Here is a 13,441-nt window from a genome sequence, read left to right as displayed (position 1 = left end):
ACTTGTGATATGAGTCGAATATGCGATCCAATTTGAAGCGTAAAGTTACATTATTAATCAGTTTAAGTTGTTTTTCGTTCCAAATTGGTGCGTTAAGCAGTAAAGAACAACAATGGGTCAATACGGTCACAGCGGTGTACGGCGAACGTGCGGGATTGCGCGTAAATACATGGCGAAAAAACCTCGACTTATTTAAACAATTAGAGACACATGAACAGCTCGCTGGCGTCAACGACTTTTTTAACCAGCTGTATTTTGTTGACGACATAAAACTGTGGGGAAAGACAGATTATTGGGCTACGCCACTCGAATTTTTAGGGAGTAATGCAGGGGATTGTGAGGATTTCACCATCGCCAAGTACTTCTCGTTACTCGAGCTAGGAATACCAGATTCTAAGATGCGTTTGATCTACGTAAAAGCCATCGAACTGAATCAGTTTCACATGGTATTAGCTTACTACCCAACCCCAAGCTCTGAGCCGCTCATTCTCGACAATATCAACCCTGATATTGTCCGAGCCTCTAAACGTAGCGACTTGCTACCGATATACAGTTTTAATGGTACAAACCTGTGGTTGATGAAGTCTTCTGCTAGCACTGGAGAGCTGGCAGGGAAAGCATCACGGTTGAGCCTTTGGAATGACTTACGCTCGCGCGAACGTAAGTTGCAGTTAAATAAACCTAAAATTAACTATGACGAGTGAGAAACATGACCCTATATAAGAAGCTTGTAGTGGGAATGGTTACGGTCTTTATACTCTTGTTGGCATCAGTATTCGTAATCCAATTCAACACGACTCGAGACAGCTTGGAACAACAGCAACGTTCAGAGGTCAACAACACCATTAACACCGTAGGTTTGGCATTGGCTCCTTACCTTAAAGACAAAGATAAAGTCGCGGTAGAATCCGTGATTAATGCTCTGTTTGACGGCAGCACCTACTCGGTTGTTCGCCTTACCGCTTTAGATTCTGACTACCAAATCGTGCGCACTTACCCGGTTAAACCAAGTACGGTGCCACAATGGTTTATCGACATGAATCTATTCAAAGCCATTCACGATAAGCGCGTAGTAACCAGTGGTTGGATGCAACTTGCTGAAGTGGAAATCATTAGCCACCCAGGAGCAGCTTACGAGCAGCTCTGGCAAGGCTTTATTGGTTTGTTATCTGCATTCAGTGTCATTTTCCTGGCTGGTTTAATTGCGATTTCGTACATCCTCCGTCGCTCACTAAAACCATTAGCGGCCATCGTGAAGAAAATGCATGAAATCGCTAATAACCAATTTGGTGAACCACTTGCTCGTCCAAGAACTAAAGATCTGATCGCGGTGGTAGATGGCATTAACATGATGTCTGCTCAAATTGAGCTGTCATTCAAAGAGCAAGCGAAAGAGGCACAACGACTGCGTGCTCAAGCTTACCTCGACCCTATCTCCAAACTGGGTAATCGCTCGTTCTACATCAACCAAATAGACCAATGGCTTGCAGAGCAAACGCAAGGGGGTATCGCGCTACTCCATGCAGAATACATTGGTGACATTTACGAGACAAAAGACTACCAACGCGCCGATGCCCACGTAAAAGAACTGTCTCAACGTCTGAAGAACACCATTGATGTGCCGGGAGCTACCATTGCGCGCCTGTCTAGTGATGAGTTTGGCCTGCTTTTCCCACACATGGATGAAAGCGAACTACGCATTTTGGCGGACAGCATCGTGAACTGCGTTAACGGGTTGAACACTGACCCAACCGGTCTAGCCAAACCAAAAGCAGCCTTAGGTGTTGCGCATAGTAAAGACCAAAAAACGCGCTCTGAAATCTTATCTATGGTGGATAATGCGCTCTCGAAAGCCAAAGCTCAACCAGACAAAGCTTACGGCTTTATCGGCAGTGACACACCTTCTAACTTAATGGGTAAACAGCAGTGGAAAGCGCTGGTTGAAGAAGCGATTCATAGCGATTGGGTTAAATTCCGCTTCCAAGCAGCGAAGAACACTTGGGGTAAAGTGTTCCATAACGAAGTGTTCTCAAGCATCGAAAAAGAGGGCGAAACGTTCCGTGCCAACCAATATTTATTCGCACTAGAGCAGCTAGACGCCACCAATATTTTCGACCAATACGTTATTGAGTCGATGATTAAGATGCTGGAAAGTGGCGAGCTAACCGATCCTGTCGCGATCAATATTGCGCAAAGCAGCTTGTCTCAGCCATCGTTCATTCGCTGGACCACCAGCATGTTGGAAAAACACGCAAAAGTGGCCTCTAAGCTACACTTTGAAATTCCAGAAGAGTGTTTTATTGATCAGCCTCACCACACGGCGCTGTTATGTAATGCCATTCGCCAATCCGGGGCTGAGTTTGGCGTAGATAACTATGGACGTAACTTCCAATCATTGGAGTACATCCAAGAGTTCCGCCCTAACTATGTGAAGCTCGATTACCTATTCACACACAACTTACACGACGAAAAACAGAAATTCACGCTAACGTCGATTTCTCGTACTGCCCATAACCTAGGCATTACGACTATCGCGTCGCGTATTGAAACTCAAATCCAGTTGGACTTCCTCACCGAGCATTTTGTTGAGGTATTCCAAGGATTCATCGTCGACAAGGAATAAAAAGGTTTACCACAGATGAAAGACCCTTTACTGAATTCGCTCATCTACGTTAGCCGTTACTATGGGTTAGCTAACTCGCCAGAAGCGCTGGTCAATGGCCTTCCGCTTTCAGACGGCAAGCTAACTCCATTTTTGCTACCAAGAGCAGCGGAAAGGGCCGGATTGGTTGCCAAGGAAAACCGTGCAGAGCTGGAGAACATCTCCAGCCTGATTCTGCCGGCAATCTTAGTTCTTAAAGGCGGTGACTCATGCGTTCTCAACAGCATTAACGCGGAGACACGCGAAGCCGAAGTCACCACCTTAGAAAGTGGAATGGTGCCAATCTCCATTCCATTAGAAGACCTACTTGAGCAGTACACTGGTCGCTACTTTTTAGTTAAAAAGCAATTCCGTTTCGATGAGCGCTCTCCCGAGGTGCTCAAAACCAACGAAGGTCACTGGTTTTGGTCAACCTTGTGGCAGTCAAAACGTATCTACCGCGATGTTTTAATCGCCTCACTTCTCATCAACCTCTTTGCCGTTGCCGCCCCGCTGTTCACTCGCTTGGTGTACGACAAAGTGGTACCGAATCTCGCGTTTGAAACCTTATGGGTATTGGCAAGCGGCATCTTTGTTGTCTTTCTATTCGATTTCATACTCAAATCGTTGAGAAACTACTTTATTGATGTCGCAGGAAAAAAGTCTGACATTCTGATTTCCTCCAAACTGTTCAGCAAAGTGATGGGCATCCGAATGGAGTCCAAGCCGCCTTCAGTCGGCGCATTCGCTCGCCATCTTCAAGAGTTTGAATCTATTCGAGAATTCTTCACGTCTGCAACCGTCAGTGCCCTAATTGACCTGCCTTTTGCCATTCTGTTCTTGGTGATTATATGGCTAATGGCTGGCGATCTTGTGTATGTTCCAATGGTCGGCGTAGTCATTTTGATTGTTCATTCACTACTGATTCAAGGACCGCTACGTCGCTCTATAGAGGAGGGGTCACGCTTAGCATCGCAAAAATACGCCAACTTAATTGAGAGTCTAGCGGGGCTAGAAACCGTAAAAATGCTCAGCGCGCAAAGCCAATTCCAATACCGTTGGGAAGAAGCGGTGGCGCACATGGCGAACTGGAACATCAAAAGCCGCCGCATTACCGACAGCATCCAGAATGCGGCAGGCTTCGTGCAGCAAAGTAGTAACGTTGGGATGATCATTCTCGGTGTTTATCTGATTGCAGAGGGCGAGCTCACTATGGGTGGCTTAATCGCCGCAACCATGTTGAGTGGTCGCGCCATAGGGCCTTTGGTTCAGCTGTCTCTGCTCTCAACGCGCTACAACCAAGCGAAGTCTTCTATGACGATTATCAATCAAGTCATGGAAATGCCAGACGAGCAAGAAGAAGGGAAACGCTACATCCATCGCCCAATCATCCAAGGTAAGATTGAAATTGATCGCGTAACGTTTCATTACCCAGACTCTCCTGTCGCGTCTATACGTAACATTTCTCTCACGATAAATCCTGGAGAAAAAGTCGCGATAATCGGTCGGATTGGTTCGGGTAAGACAACGTTAGAGCGCTTGATTATGGGCTTGTATAAGCCAACAGAGGGGCACGTACGTATCGATGATACTGATATTGCACAGCTTCACCACGTTGATGTTCGACGTAACATCGGCTGTGTGCCTCAAGATTCGAATCTATTCTTCGGTTCGATTCGCGACAATATTACCTTGGGTCGTCCACTAACCGATGACCGAGACGTGCTTGATGCAGCAAACCGTGCAGGCGTGACCGCATTTACACAATCGGATCCAGCTGGTTTAGAACGTCAAGTAGGTGAAGGTGGTGCGATGCTTTCTGGTGGTCAACGTCAAGCCGTCACGATCGCTCGTGCATTTTTGGGCCGTCCTCCCGTCCTACTTATGGATGAACCAACCAGCGCGATGGATAACCGCTCTGAAATGCATATTAAGCACCAGCTATCTCAGCTCAAACCGAGCGAAACATTGATACTGATTACGCATAAAACGTCGATGCTCGACATCGTTGATCGAGTAATTGTGATGGAGAAAGGCAGCATCATTGCTGATGGTCCTAAAGCGCAAGTGCTGAATGACCTAAAGCAAGGCAAAGTACGTGCGGTTAGCTAACCGAAATTAGCATTTAGAAAAGAGAAAGGCCCCGTTTGACTCATGTTTAACGGGGCTTATTTTATTGAGAATCCAAGATAGTTAAGCTCTTCAAGCGCTATCCAAACGAACACTAGCCCCACAATCACGACCAACATCATAATCGCCTTTTCATCTTCTTCCATTTGATAGATATCCTAGCAAGCCATTTCACTCAACACGTCTTAGGTTATCAGGACAAAAATCATATTCAGCACGTTTATACGCTCCTAGCCTCATACAATACCGGATATGAGATACAGCTCAAACATTAAACACTTTAAAACCGCATCAACTTTGGTTGAATATATGCGGTGAGCGCAAACAGAAGCAAAGCTCTGCACACTATTGATAAAACTCTACAACTCTCCGTAGGCTCTAGGGCGAAGTTCCTAGGTAGAGAGACGAAAAATGGAGAGAGAAAATTTGTGATTACTTACATCAGAAAATCAGCTATAACAGCGGTTTTCTTAATATCGTCGAGTTGAAGAAATGAATGATTGGATCCATCTAGATCAAGTGAGCCAGTATTTCACCGCAGGCTCTCTCGGGTACAAAGTCTTAATGGGCATTATTGTCCTGATTGCTTATCGCATTCTGAAGAGAATCGTCAATCGAGCCATTTTAAACTTAGCGACCTCAAAAGGTGTAAAAAAGGCCCGCCTGAGTTTTATTCAGCGTTGTTTTAACGTCGTGCTTTTATTTTTAACCGCGTCTGTTTTTGCCATTATCACCGGGATTGGCTATGGCGATGTGTCATTGTTCCTATCGTCCATTTTTGCCGTATTGGGTGTGGCGTTTATTGCGCAGTGGTCAATTCTGAGCAACATCACTGCCAGCTTTTTGATCTTTTTTGTCTTCCCATACCGAGTGGGTGACCGAATTAAAGTCGTAGACAAAGATGAAGACATCTGCGGTGAGATTCAAGAAATCAGCATGTTTCACGTGTTAATTAAGCACGACAACGGTAACTTGATCACTTACCCAAACAACCAGATTTTGCAAAAAGCAGTGCTAAAGCTGGCAAAAAACAAGCCAGAGCCAAGTAAAGCAAAATCTCGGATTTATACTCGCAGAAAGAAATAACCCACTAAAAAGCCGATGTATCTACATCGGCTTTTTAATATCACTTGGTAGTCACAAATAACCCAAAGTTAATGGAGAACAACAGTGAAGAGACAAAACGTATAAACTGAAAGGTCACCGCTGTATTCTTTCATGATAAACACATGACACATCGCCGAAACCAAAAGCGCCACTTTAACCAAAGTAAGCTTCTTCTTTACGAACCTTAAATAAATACAAAAAATAGAGATGGTGCAAGCAAAGAAAAAATCGTCACTAGTTCCATCTTCCTTAAAATACAAGGACATGGTTTTAGTTAAGCTTATATTTTTAGCTTCATTATGAGCCACCCACTAATATTTAGCGAGATAAGGGCAGAAAAGAGGTAAAAAACAAGACTGACCGAAACAAAAAGTAGTGCATGCACTTTTTCTTCTAAGCTCTCTGGATGAACATTCATATCCACATCAAACATCCCCCCTATAAAGTGTGCAAATACCGTGGAAGAGGCTGTAGAAAGGCCTCCTACCATAATGATAATAATCCCTCGCCTTAAGAAACGATGAAATGTACTTTTCCCGCCTTGGATCAGGTCTGAGTTTACATATTTTAATCTATTTTTCCGCCTATTAATCATCACTAGCATCGGTACCTTTATCATTGTTTCCAAGAGAGTTTTCTACATCTTTAAGATCTTCCTTTAACGCTTTTATACACGACATTCATCGTCGTTGCATTCACTGTAGTTATGCCGTCGACTTACCCTATAAGAAAGCTCTTTAGATACCAATTCGTACTTTATCTATCTCAAATCTCTTCTTGACCTCAACTTAGCTTGAGGTTTTAGCCTTAGTCGCACGATTAAAAATCAACAATGAAAAAAGGAACCATTGTGTCCAAAATTGCGATTATTTATTTCTCTAAAACCGACGTTACTGGTCAGCTTGCTCGCGCGATTGCCGCAGGCGTTGAACAACAAGGCATTAAGCAGCAAGATGAATGTGAAATCCTCTCTCACCGAATTGAAGGCAGTGAGATTATTGAGGGACGTTTTGTGAACCCTAAACTAATGGATGAACTTGCTGAGTGTGATGCGATTATCTTTGGCTCACCGACCTATATGGGCGGTGTAGCAGCGCAGTTTAAAGCATTTGCAGATGCAAGCAGTGAATCTTGGTATTACCAAAAATGGGCGAGCAAAATCGCGGCTGGCTTTACCAGTGGTGGGGCAATGAATGGCGACCAATCTTGCACATTACAATATCTACAAACCTTCGCTTACCAGCACGGTATGATGTGGGTCGGATTGGATAAGATCAGCAATTCTGGGGAGCGAAACCTGAATCGTTATGGTGTACAAGGTGGTATTGTTGCACAAGGTGGTGAAGATGGTAAGTTGCATGCCTCTGATGTTGCAACGGCGGAGTATCTTGGCAAACGAGTCGCAATGCTAGTGGACAAGCTCTCCGCTCGCTAACAATAAAAAGAAGCCCCGTAAGACACATCTTCGGGGCTTCTGTTTATCGCTTGTTTTGAGCGCTACTTCTTGATGTAGAGATCTTTCGAGTAGATGCGCCCTTCTACGTTATTCTTTGCAAAGCCACCCACGGTTGGACGAACCAAACGTGCTTGCATGTAGTAATAGATTGGCGCGATAGGCATATCTGTCGCCAGCAACTGTTCAGCTTGATCGTAAAATCCTTGGCGCGCTTTCTCATTAGTTGCAGCCAATGCACTGTTCATCGCGTTGTCGTACGCTGCATTGCTGTAACGTGCAAAGTTACCCGAAGAACCTGAGCGAAGTAAGCTCAGGAAAGTAGACGCTTCATTGTAATCACCGCACCAGGAAGCACGCATCACATCGAAATTGCCTTGTTTACGCGCCACTAAGTACGACTTCCACTCTTGGTTTTCTAACTCCACGTTTGCACCGAGATTTTTTTGTAGCATCGACGCTATCGCAACCGCGATCGATTTGTTTGCCTCACTGGTGTTGTACAGCAATTTAAAATCGAGCGGCTTGTCTTTGCTGTAACCCGCTTCTTTTAACAACTGACGCGCTTTCTCGTCACGTTGTTGCTGACTCCACTTACTGTATTCAGGCGGCGTCGCATCAAACCCGGCGGTGTACTGATGCGCAAAGGTATAAGCAGGAAGGTTGCCCACTTGCGTGACACCATTCGTAATCACATCACGCATGATGGAGTACGACACCGCTTGACGCACTCGCGCATCATCAAATGGCGGACGAGTGGTATTGAACGCGTAGTAATACGTGCACAGTAATGGCACCACCGTGTAAGCCTGCTTGTAATCTTGTTTAAGCTTCTGCGCCATATGAGTCGGCACATCTGACGTGATATCCAGCTCTCCTGCCGCATAACGATTGATCGACGCGTTTTGGTTTTCAAACGGAATGTAAGTCACTCTGTTTAAATGCGTATCTGCGCTGTCCCAGTAACTTGGATTCTTAACCAGTTCAATGCGCTCATTCACGACCCACTTATCCAATGTGAATGAACCATTGCCAACAAATTGGTCTGGATCGCTCCACGGCTTGTCGCGGTTTTCCACTGTCGCTTGATGCACTGGCATCATGGACGTGTGCCCAGTCATGGCAACAAAGTACGGCACTTGAATGTCCAACTCAAAACGTAGGGTGTATTTATCTACCGCCTTGATACCGAGCTCGTCCAAAGGCTTTTTGCCCTCTGCTACATCGGTGATGTTTTTGATCTTGGTGAGTTTGAGATACCAAACATTTGGAGAAGCGGTTTTCGGATCTACCGCTCGGCGCAGTGAATAGACAAAATCATCCGCCGTCACAGGCTCGCCATTCGACCATTTTGCGTCTTTGCGTAAGTGAAAAACAAAGGTTTGGTTGTCCTTGGTTTCCCATGATTCTGCCACACCGGGAATGATATTTCCGTCACGATCTTGAATCACAAGCCCTTCAAATAAGTCACGAATCACATGCATTTCTGGCAGACCTTCGGCTTTCGCTGGGTCAAGCGTCGCCGCCTCTGCGTCATTCGCACGTACTAAATGCTGTTCTGCGGCAAGTTGAATGCCTTTAGGTAAGGTCTCCGCAGCAACCGATGTAGCAAGAAAAGGGGTGAATAAAGAGGAAATCAGCAACGCCGTTGAATGTTTTTTAAAATCCATATCGTTTTTCGTTCTCCTAACGCGTCTTGTGAAGCAAGTGCCACAATTAACATTTCAACCGTTGACGAGTTTAAACGGTTCGGTTTAGCTAGGTTTAATTAGCTTAGATATTGATACTACTTCATCAATCAGGAGATTACGGTGAGTCTAATTCCAAGAACGGAAAGAGCGGCATTTTTAATTCGGCCAACAATATACGGTCAATCCGTGCTTGGTGCGCCATTACTGTATTTTCCGGCACAAGTCGAAAGTGCTTCGCGAGGTTTGATTTTAGCAGGCACTCACGGGGATGAGACGGCCTCGATTGCAGGTTTGTCCTGCGCGCTAAGAAGCTTGCCTGCTGAAAACTTACGACATGATGTGATTCTGTCACTGAATCCGGACGGCAACCAGCTAGGCACACGCGCAAATGCAAACCAAGTGGACCTCAATCGCGCGTTTCCAACCCAAAATTGGACTGAGCATGGCACAGTGTATCGATGGAGTTCTCACACACCCGTTCGAGACGTAAAAGTGAAAACTGGCACTAAAAACCAGCTAGAGCCAGAAGTTAGCGCATTAATTAACTTGATTGAACTGCGCAAGCCAAAGTTTGTGGTGTCGTTTCATGAACCGCTTGCGTTTGTAGATGATCCCAAACATTCCAACCTTGCCAAATGGCTCCACGAGCAGTTCCAACTGCCAATCGTTGACGATGTCGACTACGAAACACCCGGCTCATTCGGCACTTGGTGTAGTGAACGTGATTTACCTTGCATCACGTTGGAATTGCCCGCGATTTCTGCCGATCTCACCATTGAAAAACATCTCTCTGCTTTTATTGCTTTGCTGAGGCACGATCCGGATCTCTAGTCCGCTGTTAAACAAGCGATCATGTGAGGATCTGTTTGATGTCGGTACTGATATCGCTGATCAACTGACGGGCACTGTCGTCTCTTTGCTGAACCAAGATGATAAACAGCAAATCGGTGATCACGTTTTGCGCGGTGCGTGAAGCAATGGATGAGCTGCGATGTTCCGTTTCATTGGCAATCGTATCAAACGTAATATCGGCAATACCGCGCAAGCGGCTTCTCCCAGGAGCAGATAACGCAATCACCTTCGCGCCCTGCTCTTTTGCCGCTTCTGCCGCGACGAGAATTTCTTTGCGCTCACCCGAAAACGAGATTGCGATCTGAACATCTTCTGGAGAGAGCGTGCGGGCAACAGCAATCTGCACGTGGCTGTCTTGTTCAGAAAGCGCCGTAATACCAAGTTTAAGCAGTTTAAAGCTTAAATCCTTCGCGGTCAGTGCAGAGCCCCCAATCCCGACCACTTGCACTCGACGCGCTTCACTCAACCATTTCACCGCTTGGTGACACGCTTCGTAAGACAGCGTATTGGTGGTTTGAAACATAGCATCGGTTTTCGCTTTCACCAGTTTCTGTGAAATAACCGCAATGGGGTCGTCAGCCAAAATATCACTGTGCAGCGGTGTCGACTGCATCGCATGCTTACGGCCAATCTCTTCATTCAGAGCTAATTTAAACTCGCTGTAACCTTTAAAGCCGATACGCTGAGTAAATTTCACAATGCTCGATTGACTCACTTTTACTTGCGCCGCAAGTTCTTGGCTGGTGAGCAGCGCCGCCTTTTCTGCGTTTTCAACAATCCAATCGCCGACCAAACGACCACTTTGCGAAAGCTGAGTACGCCTCGCGACTATCTTATTGATAACTGACACAACAAAAACCTCAAAAATTTTAAATAAATTATTCCAAAACAAAAATAATTGGAGTTTGATTTAACTCCATGATTATTCTAACCAAGCCAGTTTATACCGGATGTAATGGACGTATATTTTCTCTCATTATTCCAAATTTCGCCTGCACAAAGAATAACCTCAAGTGTGATTTTTATCACCAAAACAGAATATTTTATTCCATAGAATCGCCCTCAGATTGAACATTACGAAGAGTGTAAAACATGAAAATTGATTTAAGCCGATTGGTGACAGAAAGCCGTAATCCAGCCAGTGCCGAGATTGATACGCTTTCGACCATCGAGATGCTGCAAGTCATTAATGAAGAGGATCAAAAAGTCCCGCTCGCGGTAAAAGCGGTGCTACCACAAATTGCAGAGACAGTTGATGCAATTACCCAAGCTTTTGCAAATGGTGGCCGTTTAATTTACATGGGAGCTGGCACATCAGGCCGCTTAGGAATTCTTGATGCGAGCGAGTGTCCTCCTACCTACGGAACGCATCCAGATATGGTAATTGGCTTAATTGCAGGTGGACACCAAGCGATTTTGAAAGCGGTAGAAAACGCAGAAGACAACGCGAAAATGGGTCAAGACGACTTAAAAGCACTTCACCTCACCAAGCATGACGTGGTTGTAGGCATTGCAGCGAGTGGCCGCACGCCTTATGTGCTAGGTGGTTTGGAGTACGCTAAATCCATCGGAGCTACGACCGCATCTATCGCCTGTAATCCAGAATGTGCCATGGCAAAAGCGGCCGACATCGCGATTCTGCCGATTGTTGGCGCAGAGGTTGTCACTGGCTCTTCTCGCATGAAAGCCGGCACCGCACAAAAACTGGTGTTAAACATGCTCACGACAGGTGCAATGATTCGTAGCGGTAAGGTATTTGGCAACTTAATGGTGGATGTAGAGGCCACCAACGCCAAGCTCATCCAACGCCAAACCAACATTGTTGTCGAAGCAACCGGCGCATCAAAAGAAGAAGCAGAGCGAGCATTAAATGCCTGCGATCGACACTGCAAAACTGCCATCTTAATAATTTTGGCCGATTTGGATGCCGAACAAGCCAAATCACGCCTCGCCGCGCACAACGGTTTTATTCGCGCAGCACTAAATAATAACTAAATAATCCGAGTTCTGAAGGATAGACCCTATGGCAAAAATAACTTCAAACACAGTATCGCAGTTGCTGTCCGCAGTGGGTGGCAGCAGCAACGTAAGCAAATGTGGTAACTGTATGACGCGTTTGCGTTTATCGCTCGCCAACAATGGCTTGGCTGACCAGTCTGTTATCAAGCAAATTCCCGGCGTAATGGGTGTGGTGGAAAGCGATGAGCAGTTTCAGATCATTCTCGGTCCCGGAAAAGCTCAACAAGCGGCTGAGATGATGAATCAATTGATCGACAGCTTAACCTCTGGTGACAGTGAAGAACCAGATATGCCGCAACAAGATCTTTCTGCCGTCGCGGCCGAGCAGAAAAAACAGATGAAGAGTAAGCAAACCAGTGCGGTTCAGCGTTTTTTAAGCAAGTTTGCTACCATCTTTACGCCGTTGATCCCTGGCTTTATTGCCGCTGGTTTGTTGCTAGGTTTTGCGACGTTATTGGAACAGATGTTTGTTCTCGACCAGACACCAAGCCAGTTTATGCTGGATTTGATCGCCTACATGAAAGTCTTTGGTAAGGGTCTGTTTGCTTTCTTAAGTATTCTGATTGGTTACAACGCGCAGCAAGCGTTTGGCGGCTCTGGTGTTAATGGTGCCATTCTCGCCTCTTTGTTTGTGCTGGGTTACAACCCAGAGGCTACATCCGGCATTTACTCTGGCATGAACGAGTTTTTCGGCTTTGCGATTGATCCGCGCGGCAACATTATCGGCGTACTTTTGGCGGCGATCATCGGTGCGCAAGTCGAGCGTAAGGTTCGTCAATACATGCCAGATGATCTGGACATGATCTTAACGTCCGTTATCACTCTGTTGATCATGGGTGCGGTAACCTTCTTGATCATCATGCCAATCGGCGGCGAGCTGTTTAAAGGGATGTCTTGGTTGTTCCTCAACTTGAACGATAACCCATTAGGCGCTGCAATCTTGGCAGGTTTGTTCTTAATTTCTGTGGTATTTGGCATCCACCAGGGTTTTGTTCCAGTGTACTTCGCATTGATGGAAGCACAGGGCTTTAACTCGCTATTCCCTATCCTAGCGATGGCTGGTGGCGGTCAGGTTGGCGCGTCAATGGCGCTGTATTTCAAAGCCAAAAAAGACGCTCTACTGCGCACTCAAGTTAAAGGCGCTATTATTCCGGGTCTTCTAGGCATTGGCGAACCATTGATTTACGGCGTGACATTACCACGCGTAAAACCATTCGTTACCGCTTGTATTGGTGGTGCTGCGGGCGGCTTCTTTATCGGCTTAGTTTCTTACCTTGGCTTGCCAGTTGGTCTTAATACGGTGTTTGGCCCGTCCGGTATCGTGGCGATTCCTCTCATGACATCAGAAAATGGCATCTTCCCGGGCATGATGGTGTTTGTTGCTGGCCTGCTTATCTCTTACATCGTCGGCTTCCTCGCGACTTACTTCTTTGGCTGCAAAGACGTCGATTTAAGCTAAATCATTCTTCCCCTATAGGAATGGACTAGCTCGCGCCCTTGGCAAACAAGGGCGCACCCTCTCTCTACTTCACGACAATTTTTCTTATT

Annotated in this window: 11 protein-coding genes; 8 read left to right on the top strand and 3 right to left on the bottom strand. The window is 45.9% G+C overall.

Going from position 1 to position 13,441, the window contains the following annotated elements; translation table 11 throughout:
* Positions 1-20 precede the first annotated feature (20 nt).
* The 4 genes from ACZ5ZC_RS03530 (at position 21) to ACZ5ZC_RS03515 (ending at position 5,857) form a co-directional block, all read left to right on the top strand.
* On the top strand, positions 21-704 hold the full coding sequence (locus tag ACZ5ZC_RS03530; RefSeq protein WP_005392134.1) for a transglutaminase-like cysteine peptidase: 684 nt from the start codon (positions 21-23) through the stop codon (positions 702-704).
* Positions 705-709: 5 nt separating this feature from the next.
* Positions 710-2,623, top strand: coding sequence for a bifunctional diguanylate cyclase/phosphodiesterase (locus tag ACZ5ZC_RS03525; RefSeq protein WP_031780239.1), 1,914 nt, complete (start codon positions 710-712; stop codon positions 2,621-2,623).
* Between the two features lie 15 nt (positions 2,624-2,638).
* Positions 2,639-4,753 (top strand): type I secretion system permease/ATPase, encoded by a 2,115-nt coding sequence (locus tag ACZ5ZC_RS03520; RefSeq protein WP_006740888.1) that lies wholly within the window; start codon positions 2,639-2,641, stop codon positions 4,751-4,753.
* 510 nt (positions 4,754-5,263) lie between these two features.
* Positions 5,264-5,857, top strand: coding sequence for a mechanosensitive ion channel family protein (locus ACZ5ZC_RS03515; RefSeq protein WP_054866762.1), 594 nt, complete (start codon positions 5,264-5,266; stop codon positions 5,855-5,857).
* Between the two features lie 301 nt (positions 5,858-6,158).
* Here the strand turns inward: ACZ5ZC_RS03515 and ACZ5ZC_RS03510 are convergent, their stop codons facing one another.
* The gene (locus ACZ5ZC_RS03510; RefSeq protein ID WP_150918138.1) at positions 6,159-6,497 is read right to left on the bottom strand and encodes a hypothetical protein; all 339 of its coding nucleotides are present in this window, start codon (positions 6,495-6,497) and stop codon (positions 6,159-6,161) included.
* Positions 6,498-6,728: 231 nt separating this feature from the next.
* On the opposite strand from ACZ5ZC_RS03510, the gene ACZ5ZC_RS03505 reads away from it, so the two are divergent.
* Positions 6,729-7,313: a flavodoxin family protein gene (locus tag ACZ5ZC_RS03505; protein WP_054866761.1), complete on the top strand. Its 585-nt coding sequence runs from the start codon at positions 6,729-6,731 to the stop codon at positions 7,311-7,313.
* Between the two features lie 62 nt (positions 7,314-7,375).
* On the opposite strand, the gene ACZ5ZC_RS03500 is transcribed toward ACZ5ZC_RS03505, so the two are convergent.
* On the bottom strand, positions 7,376-9,001 hold the full coding sequence (locus ACZ5ZC_RS03500) for an ABC transporter substrate-binding protein (protein ID WP_464931780.1): 1,626 nt from the start codon (positions 8,999-9,001) through the stop codon (positions 7,376-7,378).
* A 141-nt stretch (positions 9,002-9,142) separates the two neighbouring features.
* Between ACZ5ZC_RS03500 and mpaA the strand changes: the two genes are divergently transcribed.
* Positions 9,143-9,853 carry a murein tripeptide amidase MpaA gene (gene mpaA / locus ACZ5ZC_RS03495; RefSeq protein ID WP_464931779.1) on the top strand — a complete coding sequence of 237 codons (711 nt, stop codon included), beginning with the start codon at positions 9,143-9,145 and terminating at the stop codon, positions 9,851-9,853.
* 19 nt (positions 9,854-9,872) lie between these two features.
* Here the strand turns inward: mpaA and ACZ5ZC_RS03490 are convergent, their stop codons facing one another.
* Positions 9,873-10,724 carry a MurR/RpiR family transcriptional regulator gene (locus ACZ5ZC_RS03490; RefSeq protein WP_033907250.1) on the bottom strand — a complete coding sequence of 284 codons (852 nt, stop codon included), beginning with the start codon at positions 10,722-10,724 and terminating at the stop codon, positions 9,873-9,875.
* A gap of 242 nt (positions 10,725-10,966) precedes the next feature.
* Between ACZ5ZC_RS03490 and murQ the strand changes: the two genes are divergently transcribed.
* Together murQ and murP are read left to right on the top strand one after the other, a co-directional pair.
* Positions 10,967-11,869 carry an N-acetylmuramic acid 6-phosphate etherase gene (murQ, locus tag ACZ5ZC_RS03485; RefSeq protein WP_054866759.1) on the top strand — a complete coding sequence of 301 codons (903 nt, stop codon included), beginning with the start codon at positions 10,967-10,969 and terminating at the stop codon, positions 11,867-11,869.
* A gap of 28 nt (positions 11,870-11,897) precedes the next feature.
* The gene (murP, locus tag ACZ5ZC_RS03480; protein ID WP_005500182.1) at positions 11,898-13,352 is read left to right on the top strand and encodes a PTS N-acetylmuramic acid transporter subunit IIBC; all 1,455 of its coding nucleotides are present in this window, start codon (positions 11,898-11,900) and stop codon (positions 13,350-13,352) included.
* The last annotated feature ends 89 nt before the right edge of the window (positions 13,353-13,441 follow it).

The sequence above is a fragment of the Vibrio sp. JCM 18905 genome (assembly GCF_055393305.1).
This window is presented reverse-complemented; position numbering and strand designations above follow the sequence as displayed.

Coding starts and splice junctions, on each gene's coding strand:
- ACZ5ZC_RS03525 (WP_031780239.1), top strand. CDS start 710: ATGACCCTATATAAGAAGCTTGTAGTGGGAATGGTTACGGTCTTTATA.
- ACZ5ZC_RS03515 (WP_054866762.1), top strand. CDS start 5,264: ATGAATGATTGGATCCATCTAGATCAAGTGAGCCAGTATTTCACCGCA.
- ACZ5ZC_RS03500 (WP_464931780.1), bottom strand. CDS start 9,001: ATGGATTTTAAAAAACATTCAACGGCGTTGCTGATTTCCTCTTTATTC.
- ACZ5ZC_RS03520 (WP_006740888.1), top strand. CDS start 2,639: ATGAAAGACCCTTTACTGAATTCGCTCATCTACGTTAGCCGTTACTAT.
- murP (WP_005500182.1), top strand. CDS start 11,898: ATGGCAAAAATAACTTCAAACACAGTATCGCAGTTGCTGTCCGCAGTG.
- ACZ5ZC_RS03510 (WP_150918138.1), bottom strand. CDS start 6,497: ATGATAAAGGTACCGATGCTAGTGATGATTAATAGGCGGAAAAATAGA.
- murQ (WP_054866759.1), top strand. CDS start 10,967: ATGAAAATTGATTTAAGCCGATTGGTGACAGAAAGCCGTAATCCAGCC.
- ACZ5ZC_RS03530 (WP_005392134.1), top strand. CDS start 21: ATGCGATCCAATTTGAAGCGTAAAGTTACATTATTAATCAGTTTAAGT.